Origin of the sequence: Neptuniibacter marinus, assembly GCF_965223595.1 — a bacterium.
In the GTDB taxonomy this organism is placed as follows: domain Bacteria; phylum Pseudomonadota; class Gammaproteobacteria; order Pseudomonadales; family Balneatricaceae; genus Neptuniibacter; species Neptuniibacter marinus.
Genome location: NZ_OZ245004.1, coordinates 1821468 through 1841176 on the forward strand (window position 1 = coordinate 1821468; position 19709 = coordinate 1841176).

The 19709-nt window shown below is 43.0% G+C and carries 17 protein-coding genes and 1 pseudogene; 9 read left to right on the forward strand and 9 right to left on the reverse strand.

Annotated features, from left to right (window positions below; genetic code table 11):
* Window positions 1-137: 137 nt before the first annotated feature.
* From ACOQOE_RS08430 to ACOQOE_RS08440, 3 genes are all read left to right on the forward strand, one after another.
* The gene (locus ACOQOE_RS08430; protein WP_420555423.1) at window positions 138-797 is read left to right on the forward strand and encodes an NADPH-dependent FMN reductase; all 660 of its coding nucleotides are present in this window, start codon (window positions 138-140) and stop codon (window positions 795-797) included.
* A 182-nt stretch (window positions 798-979) separates the two neighbouring features.
* Entirely contained in the window at window positions 980-1234 is a 255-nt protein-coding gene (locus ACOQOE_RS08435) for a MetJ regulator of methionine regulon (protein WP_067867584.1), read from the forward strand.
* 260 nt (window positions 1235-1494) lie between these two features.
* The gene (locus ACOQOE_RS08440) at window positions 1495-2289 is read left to right on the forward strand and encodes a transglutaminase domain-containing protein (RefSeq protein WP_067867581.1); all 795 of its coding nucleotides are present in this window, start codon (window positions 1495-1497) and stop codon (window positions 2287-2289) included.
* 75 nt (window positions 2290-2364) lie between these two features.
* Here ACOQOE_RS08440 and ACOQOE_RS08445 read toward each other — a convergent pair whose 3' ends face one another.
* From ACOQOE_RS08445 to ACOQOE_RS08455, 3 genes are all read right to left on the reverse strand, one after another.
* On the reverse strand, window positions 2365-4131 hold the full coding sequence (locus ACOQOE_RS08445) for a DEAD/DEAH box helicase family protein (RefSeq protein WP_420555424.1): 1767 nt from the start codon (window positions 4129-4131) through the stop codon (window positions 2365-2367).
* A gap of 139 nt (window positions 4132-4270) precedes the next feature.
* Window positions 4271-5425, reverse strand: coding sequence for a DUF5610 domain-containing protein (locus ACOQOE_RS08450; protein WP_156473708.1), 1155 nt, complete (start codon window positions 5423-5425; stop codon window positions 4271-4273).
* A 395-nt stretch (window positions 5426-5820) separates the two neighbouring features.
* Entirely contained in the window at window positions 5821-6378 is a 558-nt protein-coding gene (locus tag ACOQOE_RS08455) for a DUF2058 domain-containing protein (RefSeq protein ID WP_067867571.1), read from the reverse strand.
* A gap of 180 nt (window positions 6379-6558) precedes the next feature.
* Between ACOQOE_RS08455 and ACOQOE_RS08460 the strand changes: the two genes are divergently transcribed.
* Both ACOQOE_RS08460 and ACOQOE_RS08465 read left to right on the forward strand, forming a co-directional pair.
* On the forward strand, window positions 6559-7566 hold the full coding sequence (locus ACOQOE_RS08460) for a serine/threonine protein kinase (RefSeq protein WP_420555425.1): 1008 nt from the start codon (window positions 6559-6561) through the stop codon (window positions 7564-7566).
* 73 nt (window positions 7567-7639) lie between these two features.
* A complete protein-coding gene (locus ACOQOE_RS08465; RefSeq protein WP_420555426.1) occupies window positions 7640-9595 on the forward strand; it encodes a DNA topoisomerase III in 1956 nt (651 codons plus the stop codon).
* Window positions 9596-9780: 185 nt separating this feature from the next.
* Here ACOQOE_RS08465 and ACOQOE_RS08470 read toward each other — a convergent pair whose 3' ends face one another.
* Both ACOQOE_RS08470 and ACOQOE_RS08475 read right to left on the reverse strand, forming a co-directional pair.
* Entirely contained in the window at window positions 9781-11118 is a 1338-nt protein-coding gene (locus ACOQOE_RS08470; protein ID WP_067867565.1) for an SLC13 family permease, read from the reverse strand.
* 298 nt (window positions 11119-11416) lie between these two features.
* Entirely contained in the window at window positions 11417-12589 is a 1173-nt protein-coding gene (locus ACOQOE_RS08475) for a YbfB/YjiJ family MFS transporter (RefSeq protein ID WP_067867562.1), read from the reverse strand.
* Between the two features lie 110 nt (window positions 12590-12699).
* Here ACOQOE_RS08475 and ACOQOE_RS08480 point away from each other — a divergent pair, with 110 nt between their 5' ends.
* The 3 genes and pseudogenes from ACOQOE_RS08480 (at window position 12700) to rimK (ending at window position 15045) form a co-directional block, all read left to right on the forward strand.
* The gene (locus ACOQOE_RS08480) at window positions 12700-13563 is read left to right on the forward strand and encodes a LysR family transcriptional regulator (protein WP_067867559.1); all 864 of its coding nucleotides are present in this window, start codon (window positions 12700-12702) and stop codon (window positions 13561-13563) included.
* 81 nt (window positions 13564-13644) lie between these two features.
* Window positions 13645-13989: pseudogene (locus ACOQOE_RS08485) on the forward strand (ATP-dependent zinc protease); the annotation flags it as partial.
* A gap of 69 nt (window positions 13990-14058) precedes the next feature.
* Entirely contained in the window at window positions 14059-15045 is a 987-nt protein-coding gene (rimK, locus tag ACOQOE_RS08490; protein WP_197468063.1) for a 30S ribosomal protein S6--L-glutamate ligase, read from the forward strand.
* Window positions 15046-15049: 4 nt separating this feature from the next.
* Here rimK and ACOQOE_RS08495 read toward each other — a convergent pair whose 3' ends face one another.
* The gene (locus tag ACOQOE_RS08495) at window positions 15050-15952 is read right to left on the reverse strand and encodes a LysR family transcriptional regulator (protein ID WP_067867556.1); all 903 of its coding nucleotides are present in this window, start codon (window positions 15950-15952) and stop codon (window positions 15050-15052) included.
* A 62-nt stretch (window positions 15953-16014) separates the two neighbouring features.
* The gene (locus tag ACOQOE_RS08500; protein ID WP_420555427.1) at window positions 16015-16416 is read right to left on the reverse strand and encodes a hypothetical protein; all 402 of its coding nucleotides are present in this window, start codon (window positions 16414-16416) and stop codon (window positions 16015-16017) included.
* 351 nt (window positions 16417-16767) lie between these two features.
* Here ACOQOE_RS08500 and ACOQOE_RS08505 point away from each other — a divergent pair, with 351 nt between their 5' ends.
* Window positions 16768-17034, forward strand: a complete 267-nt coding sequence (locus ACOQOE_RS08505; protein ID WP_067867550.1) for a hypothetical protein — start codon at window positions 16768-16770, stop codon at window positions 17032-17034.
* 75 nt (window positions 17035-17109) lie between these two features.
* Here ACOQOE_RS08505 and ACOQOE_RS08510 read toward each other — a convergent pair whose 3' ends face one another.
* Both ACOQOE_RS08510 and ACOQOE_RS08515 read right to left on the reverse strand, forming a co-directional pair.
* Complete coding sequence (locus tag ACOQOE_RS08510) at window positions 17110-18699, reverse strand: GDYXXLXY domain-containing protein (RefSeq protein WP_420555428.1); 1590 nt, start codon at window positions 18697-18699, stop codon at window positions 17110-17112.
* Window positions 18692-19699 (reverse strand): DUF2157 domain-containing protein, encoded by a 1008-nt coding sequence (locus ACOQOE_RS08515; protein ID WP_067867541.1) that lies wholly within the window; start codon window positions 19697-19699, stop codon window positions 18692-18694. Before ACOQOE_RS08515 ends, ACOQOE_RS08510 begins: the two co-directional genes overlap by 8 nt.
* Window positions 19700-19709: the final 10 nt, after the last annotated feature.

A 19709-nucleotide genomic window follows, 5' to 3' on the forward strand; every position in this document is an offset into this window, starting at 1 on the left:
GGCATAGATGAATGAAGCAGTGAACGCTTTGTGCTTTTAGGTATAAGAAATCGCTCAAAAAGAGCAAAGGAGTTCCAGTCGCTCTCTATTTCATTAGTTTCCTCGCAGGCTTTTTCTAACTTATATCGAGTTTTAATATGAAGTTTTTAGTTTTTTTAGGCACTGTTCGTGATAGCACACCACCTAGCCCCGCTCGTCTTGGTTTGCGCGTTTCAAAAGCTTGCATTGAATGTTTATTGAGTCACTATACTGAGCATGAAGTGGAGCTGATTGATCCTTTAGATTACCCTTTGGGACCTGTTTTTAAACCACATTTTGCGTACTCTCAGCGCACGGTTCCCCCAGAACTGAATGAGCTGGCAGACAAGATAGAGTCAGCTGATGGCTATATTATGGTTAGCCCTGAATATAATCACTCGATGAGTCCTGCGTTGGCTGATATGTTAAACCATTTTGGTAGCTCTCTATTCTCTTACAAGCCGAGTGCCATTGTTACCTATTCTGCGGGGCAGTGGGGTGGTATGCGTGCAGCTGTAGGCATGCGGACGTTTCTTTCAGAGCTTGGTTGTTTACCTGTTTCTGCGATGATTCATGTACCTAAAGCACAAGAGGTCTTTGCCGAAGATGGGAGCGTGCAGGCAGGCCAGAATCAGGCGTCTTGGTTTGAATATTTTAGCCGTGCCTTCAATCAACTTATTTGGTGGGCTCAGGCTACCCGTGAGCATAAAGCGGTAGTCGATCCACACAAAATAGTGATGCCCTTAAAAATTGACCCCTCTCAGCGAAATGCGCCTTAATCAGCTTGGCACAGGATAGATTGGATCGGTTTTTGATAGCCATTAGTAAAGAGAGTGGGCGTACGATAAGCAACATGCTGGTGCTACTGACCTGAGGAGTAAGTGAAGTAAATAGATCCAGTTTGTTATCGCTATGATGACTATTGAGGGCAGAGTATGATTTTTTTGATACAGGATTAGCGATGGAAAACTTTCGAGTAATTATATTTATAGTGGGAAGTGCTTTACTGTTATTTAGTTACTTACGTTTTATAACGGATGAGCAAGGCCATGTGAATTTAAATAATTATCGCTTTACGGGCGGGATCGGACTTGTGATTATCGGTATAGTAAAAGGGACGGGTGATATAGTCTCAAGGGATCTCTCCCAAGATGGCGTTTCCGCACTCTCAATCTATATGGGAGCCTTACTTTTCTATATAGGTTTTACACTGTAAGAGCAGAATAAAGAGGGGAGTTTATTCTCGGCTTAAACTAACACTTGCTCATCCCTCTATAGTCAGCTGCTCTATTTGCTTATATATAATCTATTCTAAGCTTAATCATACTTCTAACTCATAGTGCTAGCGGCAGTGGAGGTGACGTGCTAGATTAACTGAGTACGTAAAGAACGAAGGACGATGCCTAATAGGGTTGTGCCGTTGTGAGTAGTTTAGAGTATAGAATTCCTTTGGCTTAAATTAATTAGGATGTTCTTATGTGGCTACATGCTTCTTGTGTTCTTGACTTCAATATCCCTGTAGCTACGCCATTTTTATTAATGCTTCGCCCTCGTAGTGGGCAGCAGCAGTGGGTAGCCCGTGAGCAGTATGAGTTTTCACCTAGCGTTATGGCGGTCGAGTTCACCGATCCATTTGGTAATTTATGTCAACGGGTGGTGGCACCTGCTGGACCTTTTTCAGTTTACACATCGGTTAATATCGAATGTGCAGATGCCTTTGATGTAGCGCCGGGGGCACCGTTTATTGAAGTGCAAAATTTACCTGAAGATACACTTCCATTTCTGTTACCGAGCCGTTTTTGTGAGTCTGATCGTTTCACTCAATTAGCACAATCACTCGTTGTTGGTGTCGCGCCTGGATATGATCAGTGCACAGCAATTATTGATTATATTCGCCAAACACTGCGCTACTCTCCTGGAAGTGGTCAGCAGATCATTAGTGCCTGTGAAGTTAATGAAAAATCAGAGGCGGTTTGCCGGGATATGGCCCATCTAGGTATAGCCTGTTGTCGTTCTCTGTCGATCCCTGCTCGAATGGTTGTTGGTTATCTTGAAGGGCTTGAACCTATGGATCTTCATGCTTGGTTTGAGGCTTATGTCGGAGGGCGCTGGTATGCATTCGATCCGACTCAGAATAGCCGATATGGTGGACGTGTTGCGATCGCCTACGGTCGAGATGCTGCTGATGTGGCGATATATAGCCAATTTGGTGATCCAGTGGATCTACTGCGTATGGATATCAGAGTCGAACGGATGCCTGCGCTGTTGTAATGATATTCAGTTCGATGTAAATGATTAATCTTGGAACGGTTGAAGTAGGAAAAATTTCGGAGGTGGGCCTTCTACTTAAAGTTGATTGGCTTTACGGTATTTACCTTCGTAATCGAAGATCCGTTCTTGAACGCGCCAGTAGTGTTTTTGCTTACGGGCGATGACGAAGTCTGGGGCCGTAAGAAGTGACTTGATGGCGAGTACTTCGGAAATGTTGTTCAGGGTTTTAGGGGCTTGCGCATTAGCGATGCGTTTGCCAAATAGATTGTTAAATACAGTTGTCTGGCTGTGTTTAGAAAAATCAAAAGATTCGCTCAGTTCTTCGCCATCCTCTCCATAGTAGGTGACTTTTAAGCGATCTTGTACGCTGCTGAGTTCCATGCCTGAACAGCGAATAACCATTGCATCTTTTAGTTTTAAGGCGTTTTTTAACTGGTCATCGGGATCGATAATCGCCATTTTGCATTTATGGCAGTTGCGTGCAGCGATGTCGTTTTCGGCGTTACAGTGAGGGCATTCCTTAAATCTAAAACGGTAATCACACTGTTGTGGTTGCTGTTTTAGCTCTTGCTTATCTGTAGGGTCGAAATCTAGTAAACCTTGACAGCGACGACCGTAATGTTCGATCACGTTCCCTTCATCATCCGTTTTCCCCCAGAATATATTGGCAAAGCCACAGCTAGGGCAAAAGACTTGTACTGGATCAGTATCAGGGTTGGGTTTCTTTTCCCCCACTTCAGGGTGATGCAGGTTAAAGTGGTTGCCGGCATAGTCAATGACCAGGCAGTCAGTTTTCCCCTCTGCAAGGCGAAGACCACGGCCAACAATTTGCTGATACAAACTTACCGATTGGGTTGGGCGTAGGATGGCAATAAAGTCTACGTGGGGCGCATCAAAACCTGTCGTAAGTACAGAGACATTAACCAGAAATTTCAGTTTTTTCTGCTTAAAGCTTTGTATGAGTTGATCGCGCTCTTTGTTGTCAGTCGCACCAGTAATTAAGGCGGTTTGATCTACTGGGAGGTAGCCGCAGATCTCTTGTGCATGTTTTACGGTAGCAGCGAATACCATGACACCTTGACGGGTTTGAGACAATGCTTTGACTTGTTCAATAATCGTTTGTGTTACGCGGGGATGTTTGCCTAGTAATTGGTTTACTTCTGCTTCTGCATATTCGCCAAAACGGTTTTGCTTTAATGCGGAGAAGTCATATTGGGTAATGCTGGCATCAATACATTTAGGCTCAGTTAGATAGCCGTTACGAACCATATAACTTAAGGGAAGTTCGTAAATACAGTATTTAAAGGGTTTTGGATCGCTACTACGAGCAAAACCACGGTGATGGTATTGATAGATCCATCCCATGCCTAGCCGGTAAGGTGTAGCGGTTAGCCCGAGTACTTTTAGCTGTGGGTTGAGTGAACGGAGTTGGCTGATAATCTTGCCGTATTGGCTGTCGTCATCATCATTTAGGCGGTGGCATTCATCAATAATCAGCAGTGAGTATTCTGCTGAGAAACGGTCAAGATTAGCTGATACGGACTGGATACTGGCAAAGGTAACTTGAAAATCATTTTGTTTGCGCTTTAAACCTGCGGAGAATATTCCGCCTTTGAGCCCGTAGCTTTCATACTTAGCGTGGTTTTGCTCAACTAGTTCTTTTACATGGGCTAAGACCAATATTTTTCGTTTTGCGAGTTTGGCCAGCTCTGCTATGACTAAGCTCTTTCCTGCGCCAGTGGGCAGCACAATGACGGCTGCATCCTCCGTTTTACGGAAGTGTTGTAGAGTGGCGTCTACAGCATCTTGTTGATAAGGGCGCAGTGTAAAGGGAGAGCTCATGGATACATGATCAAATGATGATGAATTATAGGGCTGATCATATCAGCCCTTGTCTTTATATGGGAGCGATTGAGCGGCATAAAAAAAACCGGCCATTAAAAGGCCGGTTTTACGTATATTGCAGCGATTAAGAAGGGGGTTAATCGTCTGCATTTTCCTGAGAAAACTGAGCCATAATGCTTTGCAATAAACCAACGTTATTATCTAGTTTACTCTGGGATTCTTCATCCGCATCTTTGTAACGTATATCTTCTTGGATCAAATTTTCTAATAAGCTGGCGCCAAATAAAGAGCTATCTTCTAAGAATCCAAGTGCTGGATTATTCATGAAGTTCTCCATGTTTTGCATCATGCCACCTAAGTGACGCCCGTTATCGCCGAGCGGATTATCATACTGCTGAACTTGCTCATAAGCGGCTACTGCAGAGTAACTCGTTGACTGAGTCATAGTTACATTCAAGTTCATTAATTGGGATTTGTCCATTTCTAATTCGGCCGCTTGATTAAAAGCATCCTGAACATCACCGCTGTAGAAATCTTCTGCAATCAGATTAATGTCTTGAATTAAGGAGGTGAGGGCGTCTAACTCTTCTTCATTAAGATCGCCTTCTACACTAAAGCTAAAGTTACTGCTGGCGTTACGGTCAATACCATAAGAGACGGCACTGGTTTCACCATCAGTATATGCACCAAGGGACGCTGTAATGCTGGCTTCACTATCAAAGTAGATTGAGACCTTGTCGCCTTCTTGGGTCATCACTTCCATAGAGAAGGATTCTGCTTTGGAATAACGCTCAGCGGCAGAGATAGATGTTTGGCTGCTTGTTGCTGCCACGTCTTCAGTGCTTGCTGTTGGTGCAATTGCGGCTAGTGCGTCAAAGGTGAGGTCTTTAGTTTGATCTATAGTGGCGGATGTATCTTCGGTGAGCATATTCAGCTTTTCTAGTATCTCCGTGGCTTCTTTAAAGCCTTTCTCAACACCCGATACAGCTGCTTGGTACATGCGATCGAGATCAGCGTCAGAAGCGCCGCGAGAACGAGCTTGCTCTAACCCTTGGGCAACAAAATCGGAAATCCGAGAAGCTACTTTTTCTGGAGAGTAATCATTTGCATCGAGACCTTTCATCTCAGATAAGCTCATTCCAGGAATATTTTCTGCTAGTTTGGCGACTAACTTATCTGCCGCAGATGCAGAACGACCACTGCTGTCTTTACCATCTGCAAACCCACCGGTTACCAATGTTTCTTGGCGAACCTGAGAATAGGCTGCTTGGCTGCTTAATAAAACTTGCACGGGTAATTCCTCCACAGACAAAAAAGGACCCTTATGATCCCGATTTTGTATTTCCATATTATAGCGATAAATGGGTTATCGACAGATATGCACTTTGCTTTAATGTAAACACTAATGTATGAAATTCTTTCATCAGATAAAAGGGTTCTTATTGGCTTTAGTCAATGGGATGGTTATACCCACTTTCAGCTATTGGCCAGATAATAAAACAGTTTTTACCTTATTCATTTAGTTGTTAGGCCGTATAAAATGATTTGATTACGGACAAGGTAAAGAATTTCTTTCATGTTCTGTTAGGGATTAAGCTTTGACCTGAGTTTAATCGCTATTCAGTAGGGCGCTACTTATATCTATAGCCAGCGCCCGTGCGAAAGGTCTTTCAATTCCTAGTTCGACTACCACATAAGATCATCAGGGATCTTATAATCGGCGTAAGGGTCATCTTCATCCGGTTCTTCTTCAGGTTGAACGCGAATAACGTAATCAGGTATACGTTGTTCAATCTTTTCTGCGAACTTATCGGGGATTAAGTAAAACTTTTCATCGAGTGTAGCAATGGCTACTTGGCCACGTATCAACTGTGTCTGTAAGTCGCTGGTAACGTACATTGTTTTAACTTTTTTATCGTAGACAAAGTTGTATGTGAGCTCAGCATTGTCTGGAATATTGATCTGCTGCTGCATGATCATTTGTCGGCATTGCGCTTCAATCTCTCGGTTCTGGCGCTCCTCATCGCGCTGTAGATTGAGTAGGCGGTCACGCTCTTGTTTCTCTTTACGCTGCTGCTCGAGTGCTTGTTGTTTAATCGCTTGTTCGTCGATGACTGCTTGGCCGGATTTCCGCGCTTTATTAGCCTGTTTTTTCTGTTTCTTCTTGTCTGAATCGGCTTTTTTCGCTTTCTTCTGATCAACGAGGCCGATGTTTAGTAATTGATCTTTCAGTGAACCTGCCATAACAATCTCTTAATACAAAATATAGATGTTGCGAAACTATATCAAAAACTGATCATAGCGCCTGCATTTAATCGTTTTTAATGTTGTAAATTGTATTAAAAAATAGCCCTTTAATGGCTTGCAGCGGCTAACGCTTAAACGTAATCTCCAGCCATACTGTAATTTATAGCTAGGAATAGAATGTCTGAAGATAAAATGCCTGAGCATGATAAGACCCATCCCTTTGAACGCTTAACACCCTCATTTTTGATGGATGCTGTTGAGACGCAAGGGTTTTGGTGTGATGGTCGGACCTTTCCATTAAATAGCTATGAAAATCGTGTTTATCAGGTAGGTATTGAAGATAAAGAGCCGCTGATTGCGAAGTTTTATCGGGCCAACCGTTGGAGCCGAGAGCAGATTTTGGAAGAGCACGAATTTTCGTTTGAATTGGCCGAACATGAACTCCCAATTGTTACCCCTTTAAAAAATGAGGAAGGTAATACACTGTTTGATTATCAAGGGTTTATGTTTTCACTTTTTCCTCGAAAGGGTGGACATGCGCCTGAACTTGATAATATGGATAACCTGTTTGTATTAGGTCGATTGCTGGGCCGAATGCACCGTGTTGGTGAGGTTAAACCTTTTACTCACCGCCCCGAAATTACTACGCAAAATTTTGGTTATGAGAGTGTAGCGTTTGTCTCAGAGCACTTTATTCCCTTGGATCTTAAAGCGGCTTATACATCGGTCTCTGCTGACCTGTTACAAGCGATTGATGAGATCACTCAACAGTGTGGCGAGATAAAGAAGATTCGTGTTCACGGCGACTGTCACTCTGGCAATATGTTGTGGCGAGATGATGCCCCTCATTTTGTTGATTTCGATGACGCGCGTATGGCTCCGGCCATGCAGGATATTTGGATGCTGTTATCAGGGGACCGCCATGAGCAAACGGCACAACTCTCCGAAATCGTTGATGGGTATAATGAATTTAATGATTTTAGAACTACAGAGCTTCGTTTAATTGAGGTCTTACGGAGTTTGAGAATTATGCACTATAGCGCTTGGTTAGCTAAGCGCTGGGAAGATCCCGCATTTCCACATAGCTTTAACTGGTTTAATACTAGCCGCTATTGGGGCGAGCATATTTTAGAGTTAAGAGAGCAGATGGCCATTCTTGATCAAGCGCCTTTAAAAATGATTTAGTGTTGGTTTTTTCTGGATTACAGGCTTAAATTCCTATACCGTTAAGTACTGTTTTTATATACAGTTTATTTCCATGATTTTATATATAGCCGAAAAACCCAGTTTAGGGCGAGCGATCGCTGATGCACTGCCAAAACCCCATAAAAAAGAGGAGGGGTGTATTCGGGCAGCCAATGGCGATACTGTCACTTGGTGTATAGGTCATCTGCTTGAGCAGGTTGAACCTGATGCATATGATGAAAAATATAAACGCTGGTCACTAGAAGATCTACCGATTATCCCTCAACAATGGCGACTGAAGCCCCGTAAATCCGCTGCAAAACAACTGTCTGTTATACGCAAGCTGCTGAAAGAGTTTGATTCTATAGTACATGCCGGTGACCCTGATCGTGAGGGGCAGTTATTAGTGGATGAAGTTATTGATTACTGCAAAGTCAGTAAAACTAAAAAAGAACGTATCCAACGATTATTAATCAATGATTTGAATCTACCCGCAGTGAAAACCGCTTTACATCAAATGCGAAGTAACAAAGAGTTTATTCCTCTATCGGTTTCAGCCTTAGCACGTTCAAGAGCTGATTGGTTGTATGGAATGAATATGTCTAGAGGCTATACACTACTTGGACAAAAAGCGGGTTATAAAGGGGTGTTGTCTGTTGGCCGTGTTCAGTCGCCTCTGGTGGGTTTGGTTGTGCGCCGTGATGAAGAAATAGAAAACTTTATCCCTAAAGATTTTTATACACTGGATGCCATTATCCCTTATCAGCAAAATCCTTTGCTGGAAATTTATGCACGTTGGCAGCCGAGTGAGGCTTGTCAGCCTTGGCAAGATGAAGAAGGAAGAGTTATAAACCGAAAGCTTGTGGAGAATGTTGCTTCACGTATTGTGGGTCAACCGGCGCAGGTTGTTACTTCAGAGCAAAAGCAAAGCAAACAAGCGCCGCCATTACCTTACTCTTTATCGGCACTGCAGATCGATGCATCAAAACGTTTTGGTATGAGTGCTCAACAGGTCTTAGATACTTGTCAGTCGCTGTATGAAAAACACAAGCTAATTACCTACCCTCGCTCTGATAGCCGTTATTTACCTAATGATCATTACAAACAGTCCGGCGCTGTTCTGGATGCCATAGCGGCTAATGAACAAACATTGAGTACCGCTATCAATAAGGCTGATCGACACCTTAAATCTAAGGCGTGGAATGACAAAAAAGTAGATGCCCATCATGCGATTATTCCGACACCTAAAAAACAATCGCTAAGTAGTTTATCAAGTTATGAGCGGAATATTTATCAGCAGATAGCACGACAATATATTATGCAGTTTTATCCCGCTGCGCTCTATGCGGATTCTAAGTTGGTATTTGATATAGCCGGTGGATGTTTTATTGCGAAAGGGCGTGTTCTTATTGATGCGGGCTGGAAAGCATTAATAGGTAAGGACAGTAAGGAGGAGGAAGGAAATATAGTTCCTGTGCTGGATAAAAATACGGAGTTAATTTGTCGTGAAGGTCAGATAAAAGATAAAAAAACCGAACCGCCTAAGCATTTTACCGAAGCCAGTTTACTACAAGCTATGACGGGGATCGCTCGATTTGTAGCGGATAAAGAGTTAAAGAAAATTTTAAAAGAAACCGATGGGCTAGGTACTGAAGCGACGCGAGCAGGCATTATGGAAACGCTGTTCAAAAGAAAACTATTGGTAAGAAACGGCAAGTCGATCCTTAGCACCGCTGCAGCACGAGGTTTGATACATGCTTTGCCCCGTGAATCTACATATCCCGATATGACTGCTCAATGGGAGCATCAGTTACAGGCGATGGCTGAAAAAAATCAAGCTTATCAGCCTTTTATGGATGAGTTAGAGCATAGAATTAAAACAATTGTGGCTCAGATAAAAACGGGGGGGGTACCTGAACCTTTACGTCATCTACCTCCCGTTGAAGCAACTAACTTTAAGCGTAAACGTAGAAGTACGGGTAAAAGTAAGCCAAGATCTAGAACGGCTAAAGCTAGGCCTAAGTCATAACTTTCCTTTGTTACCGATGTTTTACGTCAATTGATATTTTTATGCTTAACTTAGGTCGCTCTTTGAGTTTTAAGCCTGTTAAATGTTTAATGATATAAAACAAAAGCCCGCGGCAAGGTTTAAATATAAAACCAAGATGCGGGCTGTAAGATCAGCTGTTGTTGTTCGCTGAATAGTGGGTGTCTTTACCAGAAAATTCTAGCGTATAAAGTGATCACGGCGATACACCCTAGATTGATCCAAATGCCTATACGCATCATATCACTTTGTTTGATAAAACCAGAGCCAAATACAATTGCATTGGGCGGCGTCGCAACCGGCAGCATAAAGGCACAAGAGGCTGAAATAGCGATAACCGTTGATAGGATAATAGGTGACATTCCCAAGCTTTCTGCAATAGCAGCAAAGACGGGTATAAGTAAGGCTGCACTTGCCGTATTACTGGCGAATTCAGTTAATATTACGACAAAAGCAACAACGCTTAATAACGCGATTACTGCACTGGAAGATTGTAAAAAATCACCGATTGTATGCGCAAGAAATACACTTGTTCCTGTGGCTTTAAGTACGGCACTTAAACATAAGCCACCGCCAAACAATAGTAAGACACTCCAATCTGTTGTTTTTTCAATCTGCTTCCATTCGACCACACGACAAAAAGCCAACAAGATAATAGCGGATATAGCGATAAGGCTATCAAAACTAGATAGACCACCTAAAAAAGCATTAAGTGGTCCACTAAAGATCCAGCATAAGACAGTCAATAGGAATATACCCATCGTTATAATGCGGGAAGGTGTGAGTTCTAGAGGTTCATGCTTAACACTAAATTGGTGTTTAAGGTTAGGACGTAAAGCAAAGTACAAAATAACGATCGCTAAAGGCAGTAATATCACAGTCAAGGGAGCGGCGAGCTTCATCCAGCCTATAAAGTTGAGCCCTGTTTGTGCTGCTGCAATCGCATTGGGTGGACTACCGACTAGTGTTGCTATACCACCAATGCTGGCACAATAGGCAACACCGAGTAGCATAAATACATAAGTGTTACGTTCTTTAATGGGGTCTAATTGGCGAAGTATACCCAATACTAAAGGCAACATCATTGCGGTGGTTGCGGTATTACTGATCCACATAGATAACAGAGCGGTGACAATAAAAATAAGTAGAACTGCGACGCTTAAACGGCTGTTAGCAACGTGAAGTACCTTGCTGGCAATTGCTTTATCTAAGCCTTGTGAGTTAAGTGCTGCGGCCAGCGCAAAACCACCTAAAAACAAGAATATAATAGGGTTAGCAAAATTACTCAGGGCGTCTTTGGCGTTAAATATGTCAAGAGCTACCGCCAAAATAGGTACGAGTAAAGCGGTAATACTGACGTGCAGAGCTTCTGTAAGCCAAAGAATTGCAATAAATAACAAAATGCTTAGGCCTTTAACTATGGGCTCCTCAAAGGGAAGGTACGCCATCATTAGCGTAAATAATAAAATATTGCCCAGTACTATAAAGTGCTTATGGTTAATCATTGGGTGAGTATCTTCTTACAGTTATTAAGGATGAGTGTTTTATATAGCGTGTTAGAGCATATGGAGTGGATAATCGCGCCAGTATATAGTGCTAAATTGGGGTTGTTCAAGAAATACCACGTTTAATATGGATTAATAGGGGATCAAATCAATGAGCGGTATCTATGAGGGCAAAAAACGAAGATTTAGCACAAGGGAAGTATTATGGATCTTGGGCTGAGTCGAACCTAAAGGTACGATCCAGCTCCAAGCGATTAAACGTGACGGGTGATATTTCAACACTATCTAGACAACGGGTTTACAGGGCATCTCGCTCAGAGATCATCAAAATTGTTGAGATAACCGCCCCTAATAAAACCATACCGGCTGCTATCCATAAGCCTAAATTGTAGTCACCCAATCGTTCAGCAAGATTGCCTGTAATGGCGGGTGCGATGATTTGGGCGACACCATAGGTTAAGGTCATTTTACCCATGAGTTTGGCTGGTTTAGTCGGATAAAAGCGGCCAGCCATCGTTAATACTAAACTTACAATCCCGATAAATGTGCCGCCAAAAAGTACAGCGCTTATAATAACGGCTACGGCTGAATCGGTAAGGGCGGGAAGAATAATCCCTAATATTTGTATGATATAGGCGATTAAAAGAGCGGTTAACACACCTAACTGTCGAGCGATTAAATCCCAGATAATACAGGCCGGTGCTGCAGCTACCCCAACGATCAGAAAAACAATGGGGCCTAACCCTTGTAGAGCTTCCTGCCTATCAACAATAGCAACAATAAACGTGGCGCTGATAACGTAGCCGTACCCTGCGCAAAAGTAGGCGGATAGCATAAGGAAGAGAAAGCGCTTACTGGGTGGGTTGTCCACCATTTGAGCACCCGATATAGTCGTGCCTGAGGTGTCTGGACGTGGTAGCCAAGCCCATGCAGGGATTGCTAAGAGTACGCCTAGACCTGCGAATAACCACCAAAGCTCTTGCCAGTTGAGTTTTATATCCATCAATGCAACAACAGCTGAGCAGAAAATGATGCCTAATCCCAAGCCTGAAAAATGAATACCCAGTTCACTACGAAAGTTATGCCTAATCAGCCAGTTTAAGATTAACCCTGAACCGATTAATAGACCCGCGGCACTTGTCAGTCCTGCAAAAAAGCGCATAACTCCCCAGATGATGACATTATCAGTAACAGCCATACCTGCGGTTGTTAGAATGGCAACAATGAGTCCCCATCTATAAAGCTTATCTTTTAAGGTCAAGTCGCTGATTGAGGCGGCAACAAATGCCCCTGCCATATATCCCATATAATTAAATGTGGCTAGCCAGCCTCCGATAGCATCGCTCATGCCTGCTTGAGCCTGCATAAGAGGAAGCATCGGTGTGTAAGAAAATCGTGCAACGCCTAGCATGAGCATTAAGCTAAAAATACCGGCAATAAGGACTTTATACTTTTGTAATTGAGTCGTCATAATTTGGGTTCATAAATAACTGGTGTCAGAGAGGTTAACTCGCTTAAACTATCACTACAAATGAATAAATAAGAATCTTTTATTCTATATTAGAGAAGGGTGAAGCTAGAATGGAGTTGGTCTCATTAAATACATTTAAAACTGTCGCAGAACAGGGTGGAGTATTAGCAGCTTCACGTCTACTACATACTGTTCAATCGAATATTACAGCAAGAATCAAACGCCTTGAAGAAGAGCTTGGCTCTGAACTTTTTTATCGTAAAGGGCGAGGGTTAGAACTAACACCTGCAGGCCATACGCTACTTGAATATGCTAATAAATTACTTCACCTTGAGCAGCAAGCCTGCATGGCGGTAAAACAGGTGGGAGAATCGGTGGGTGAGATCCGTATTGGTTCAATGGAGTCTTTCGCTGCGACCAGAATGCCAGGGCTTCTTCAGGCGCTTCGCAAAGCTCATCCTAAGTTAATGCCTAGGGTTAAAACAGAAACCAGTAGCGAGCTTGTTCAAGATATTCTCAATTATCGCTTGGATTGTGCATTTGTGGGTGGTCCTATTGAGCATCAACACCTAACCTGTAAGCAAGTGTTGATTGAAGATTTAGTATTAGTGTCGGCGAAAAATGTAGATGTCTCCGATTCATTGATTCTTTTTCGTGAGGGCTGTGCTTACCGTGAAAAGGCAATAAGTTGGTTAAAAAAGCATGGCCGTCTAGACACTGAAGTTATGAGTATGGGGACGCAAGAGGGTATTTTAGGCTGCGTGGCCGTTGGTTTAGGTTTTACGTTAGTCCCGCGTAAAGTGGCTGAGGAATCTAGGTACGCTAATGATCTAAATATGGAAATTTTAGCACCTGAATATAGCCAAGTGCCGACGTTATTGGTGACACATAAAGATGCAGCGCAAATGGCGGGGATTCAAACATTGTTAGGTTTATTTAAAGATGATCTACCTGAATGGGAGTCAGCTGCCTAATATTGCATTTATTGCTTGCACCTTCAGCTTGTTCAAGCTTCAATGGCGCAAATTTTTTTATGGTACTTTTCGGGTATTGGTATGGGACTTAGTAAACTATTAGTTGGTGCTGAAGAGTGGTGTCGTTTTCCCGACTTGGCGTTGCCGGCAGTTAAGGCGCGTGTGGACTCTGGTGCGAAAACATCTTCATTACATGCATTTAACATTCAGCCGTTTAAACGGAGTGGAGTGCCTTGGGTTCGTTTTAATATCTGCCCGATACAAGATAATCGGAAAACCATGGTGTCCTGTGAGGCTCCCGTTCACGATCGTCGCAAAGTTAAAAGCTCAAGTGGTACATCAGAAACGCGCTATGTAATTAAGACAACTTTAGGTATTGCTGATTCTAGTTGGGAGGTTGAGGTCACTTTAACAAACCGCGATGCTATGGGTTATCGCATGCTGTTGGGGCGTGAAGCGATGTCAGGCCGAATTCTCGTGGATCCTGAAGGCTGTATGCTTTTAGGGGGAATATCGGATGCTGAGTTGAAAACGCTGTATCAAACTAAAAAACCTTCAGTGGGTGGACTCAAAATAGGTTTGCTCGCCAGTAATCCGAATTTGTACAGTAACCGTCGTATTATTGAGGCGGGCGAGCAGCTTGGTCATGAAATGGTGTTTTTAAATATTAAACACTGTTATATGAAGATGGATGCTGAAGAGCCAGAAGTGCACTATCGTGGTGGACGAGTACTTGATGATTTAGATGCAGTCATTCCACGTATCAGGCCGAGTATGACTTTTTATGGCTGTGCATTAACACGTCAATTCGCCTCTATGGGTGTTTACTGCTTGAATACAGCCGCGGCAATTACACAATCACGGGATAAGTTACATTCTTTGCAGCTGTTGTTTGAAAATAATATTGATATTCCTATTACGGGTTTTGCTAACTCGCCATTAGAAACAGATGATCTGATTAGCATGGTTGGTGGTGCTCCACTTATTGTGAAGTTATTAGAAGGTACGCAAGGTAAAGGTGTTGTCCTAGCTGAAACCAATAAAGCGGCTGACAGTGTTATTAATGCTTTTAAAAGCTTAAACGCTGATATATTAGTTCAAGAGTTTATTAAAGAAGCTCAAGGCAAAGATATCCGTTGTTTTGTTGTTGATGGTAAGGTTGTCTCGGCTATCCAGCGCGAGGCAGAACCTGGAGAGTTTAGAGCAAATATTCATCAAGGTGGCACTGCCAGTGTTATTCGTCCTACGACGGATGAAAAACGCATCGCTATTAAGGCTGCTAAGTGTATGAACTTAAGCGTAGCAGGTGTTGATATTATTCGCTCAGCTAAAGGGCCGCTGTTGCTTGAGGTTAATTCTTCCCCAGGATTAGAGGGAATCGAAGGTGCCACAGGTAAAGATATTGCGAAAATGATGGTTCGAGCTATAGAGAAAAAACTACAATGGCAGCAAGTAGACACGAGTGCTGCCGATCAATCGTAAAAAATTAGGGCTTATTTAGCCATGGGTGCTGGTGCTCTTCAAGGCTTTCGATCATGAAATCTATAAAGAGTCTTACTTTAGGGTTTAAATGTCTTCTACTTGGGTAGAGGGCATTTATGCTCACATCGGGGGCTTGGTAATCAGAGAGTACTTCTTTAATAAGCCCTGATTCAATATCATCCATACAGAACTGGATTGGCAGGCGTGCTATGCCTAAGTCCTTTCTTAGCATTTCACGGCAGAAGCTAATACTGTTTGCGCGAACTTTAAAGTTTGCGGGCACCGGTTTTCCATCGTTCCAGTTTTCAAATATCCAGCCAGGGTCAGATAAGGCCCCGCCTAGACACTGGTGATTAATTAGATCATCAGGTGTCTTAGGCTCACCATGTTTTTCTAAATAGTTAACCCCAGCATAAAGCTTGATATTTACATCAGCAATTTTTCTGCCTATAAGGCTGGAATCGGTTAATTCACCCACTCTTAATGCGAGATCAATGCCGTCCTCTACTAAGTCTACTAAACGGGGGCTAAGCTCAATATCAATTTGAATCAGGGGGTACATCTTCATGAAACCTGCAATCACATCGTTCATGATAAAGATGCCCATTTCTGGAGGCATGGTAATGCGTAAACGTCCCTTTGGAACCGCTTGCTTGGATACTACGCGATCTTCAACGGCTTCCATCTCATCGAGTAGAGGCTGGCAGCGTTGAAAAAGGTCTTGCCCTTCAGAGGTTAGGCTAAGTTTACGTGTTGTTCGTTGTAAAAGCCTCACACCTAGCTCATCTTCAAGCTGGGCAATTCGTCTACTGATTGTTGATTTTTGTATCCCTAGTTTATCGGCAGCCGCAGTAAAACTGTTATGCTCAATTACGCGTATAAATAGCCGTACATCATTTAGGTTCATAGTAATTTTTAAAATCAGTCAGAAAAGGGGAGGCAAGTAAAGCAACCAACTTTTTGATGGACCTAAGAGCAGCGACCTTTAGTTGTTAATGTAACTGAAGGTGTTGTTGTTTTAACTGCTTCGAATGTCATATCCGTTTTGTTGATCGTCAGAGTAGTTGTATCCATACCACCCATAATAGGATCTTTAGCTGTTCTACTTAGTTTGAGCATATTGCTATCTTGTTCAACATTAAACCCGCTGACACCATTAATAGTGCCCGATGAGCCATCAATTGTTATAGCGTATTTACAGTGTTCTTCTGGGCAATCACGTGTACCTGGGGTTTTCATAAAAGGGGCCGTGAATACCGCATGGGTATATGTACACTGGTAGTGGGTAGCTTCTGCTTGAACGGCTGTAGCTAATAATGAGAATACAGATAACCCTGCACTTGCGATAATCAAATTTAATCTACGGTTCATATTCCTTTCCCCTTAAATTTCCTTGTTAGAGTTTAGGGCAATTTATTGATTGCTTAAACCTTTTTTATTGTGTTTTGTTTTTATAGAACAGCCAAATTAGCTCTTATTGAAACAACTAAAGAGCTTAACATAATGCGTGGCTTGAAATTTGTTGTATGAAGTTTGTACATTTTATCTCGCATATTCAAGATTGAATGGTTAATATGCTGCCACTGAATAATTATCAGTAAAGCTGTCTGTTGATAGAAAAGTAGTATACCTGAGCTGGATTTACCGGCTGTAGTCAGGCCGTGTCGTTCAACCGTTCTGTTTGCGCTTTTAGCGCTTCTACTTATCAAGGAGTCATTCGTTATGAAAAAGCAATTGATTACAACAACGCTTGCAGCAATATTAGTTCTTTCTCCGGCGTTAGCCGTTCATGCTGGTGAAGCCTCGTCCGATCGTGTTCAGGTTAGAAAGCTTGTTTCAGTCCAAGAGCGTGCAGCCCACCGTACAGAGTTGAAAAATGCTGCGACTGCTGAAGAGCGTGAGACGATTCGTACAGAGTTCCGTACTTTAATTAAGCAGCGCGCCGATGAAAAAGGCATCACGCTACCTGAAAACTTTAAAGTAGAATAAGCGTACTCTGCCGGAGGAACCGTTTCTATTCTGTTCCCCCGGTTTTTCTTTTTCCGTTTTTACATTTACTTCCCATTAGGGTCTATTTGTACCTAATAAAACATATTGCTTGTCACGAAGTCCCACTAGAAGCATTTCCCCGTTACCGCTAACTTTAAATTCACCGTATTTAGCTTTTTCATAGATTTTGGCACTGCCTTCTTGGAAGAAGAACGCGTTAGTGGCAAATTTTAAGACACCATCACGGATCCGATAGTGCAGTTTGTGCTGTTGAGGCGATAGCTCAGCATCAGGATTGAGTGTAATAAACTGAGCGACACTGTGTTGATCGAGCTGCACAATGGCAAACCCATCTACGGATTCTTTGTCACCGATCGCGTACTGAATCGTTTGACTCATTCTATAGCGAAGTCGCATATAATCACCCTGCATCAGTGAACGTGGATCAACAGGCGCTAGTTCGAGTAATACGCTTTGCCCTTCGCGAATTAACGATTCCTTTTGATAAATATTTATATTGATAGCGGCTAATACGATTAAGATGGTGGCTAAGGAGATCCATTTTTTTCCATTCACTGGTGCGCTGTTAGCTGGGTCTAAGGTAGGTTGAGCCTTGCTGAAGTAATGCAGCGCTCCGACAATTGTAAGGCAGACAGCGCCGATGGAGAGTAAATAGATCGATTTAACCAGCAGTGTTTCCGATAGGCTGTAGTAGTACCAAGATATAAAGCTGATTAAGGCAAGGATGCCTAACGCCATTAAGATAAGGCGTTGTCTAAAGAAGCCGACCAACAGAATTAAGAGAGCACTGCTAACACCTGCAATATTAAACGATAGCCCGAGTAGCATGAGGGTTGCGATAACCGCGATAGAACCGGATGGCGAGGCCAGTTTGATGTTCTGTTCTGACAGAATGGCAAAGACAAGGTAGAGACATGTGCCCGCTAGGATCAGGCTACCAATCAAGGGGCTGTATTGTTGTAAAAAGCCCACCTCTGCTCTGAATAGGTAGTGTGAAAATTCATGTTGAAAGAGGAAATGCCCGCTAAATTGCAGAAGTGATATCGCGAGGCCAAAGCTGATAGGCAGTAGATGTGAACGGTATTTATACCAATGTTTCTCTCGGATCCAAATCAAGGTGAAAAGCGCTGCGGCGAGTGCGCTATCTAAGCCAAAAATACCCTGTTGGTTTAAGCCCCAAAAGAGCGCAACCATGGCGAACCAGCTACTGAAAACCCGATGTAAGAAATTCGGCATAATCAAAGCTAAAGCCCCTTGAAATAAGGCTAAGATCAAAAATGCGGAGGAATCTGAAATCGAAAAAACGGTAAAAATTCCCCAAGCCACCATAAACTGGCCGCACAAACTGATAGCTAAACCGAGCTGCTCTAAGAAAGGGGTCTTATCATTACGAAAGATAAAGTACGCGGCAGTACAACAGATAAAGCCGCAGAGGGCCAGTAGCACTTGGTTATCGTAGATAAATAAGCTACCAATAATGGTGCCGACAAAGGCAAGTAAAAACAGCGCGGCTATCCAACCGGCAAAGCCCTGCATTGTTTTTATATACCAAGGGCTTAAATCTAATTCGTTTTCCGGATAGTCAGTGCGGGTCAGGTTATTTCTCTGCAATTCAAGCCATAGCTCATTCCCAGAATTACGCATCCTGATGCTCCTTATCGCTCGTGATTGGCTGATCGGCTGCATGTTCTTTACTAAGTTTTTTTAACCAGATGCCCGCAGATGAAGATAGCCCGATAATAAATATTGCGATAATTAAGAAGGCGTCGCTCTCTAATGCATCATTAAATATATAAATTAATAAGCTACTCGCAATAACAATAGCGCTGGTTACACAGCCAGAAATAATGAAAAGATCGAAGAGGCGGTAGCGGTAGTAGAGATAAGTGCAGAGGATCCAAACTAAGTAACAAGGGAGCCCCCATTGTAGTTCGGCCTCATCAAATATGGCCCAAATCGCCAACCATGTTGCGGCTATGCCGGACGCTAATAAGCAGGTTTGAACGACCAAACGGTTATCTAAGCATCGTGTTTTACCCTGTTGAAGTACTTCAAAGGCGATGGCAAGTAAGGTATTGAATAGCAGGAAAAGGCCTACTAAATTGTCATAGTGCAGCAGGATGCCAAAGACACCGCGGAAATCATAATAGTAGAGGTAACAGGATAAATTGATTAAGAGAACCCACAGGAGCCACAACGTGCTTGCGCGGTTGGTGACGGCGATAGGGGTCATAAATAAGGCCCAAAAGGCAAACAGCTGCCAAGGGTCAGCTCCGGTTTGGTAAATCTGCCCACTTAACGCAAGCAGGGCGCCGATCAGCATTACCATAAGGAAAGCGATGGCGGTGCTTGGTAGGGTGAACGGTTTGAGCTTGGTATAGATCAGGGTACTGACCACCAGAGAGGTTTGCATTAAGGCGAATTTAACGAGGTTGCTCATCTCATCCCAGTTAAATGCAAAGAAGAATAAAGTCCCCGCCGCCAGAGAGATAACACCCAGCCATAGGAAGAGGTTTTTTATAAACTGAAACCATTGTTGATTATCTGGGTTTGCACGGGAGAGTGAGAGGGCGGTATCTACGTCATCTGGGCTGATGTAGCCTTGCTCTGCCCAATGGAGTATATGTTGGCGCTTTGAATTCATAAAACAGGCT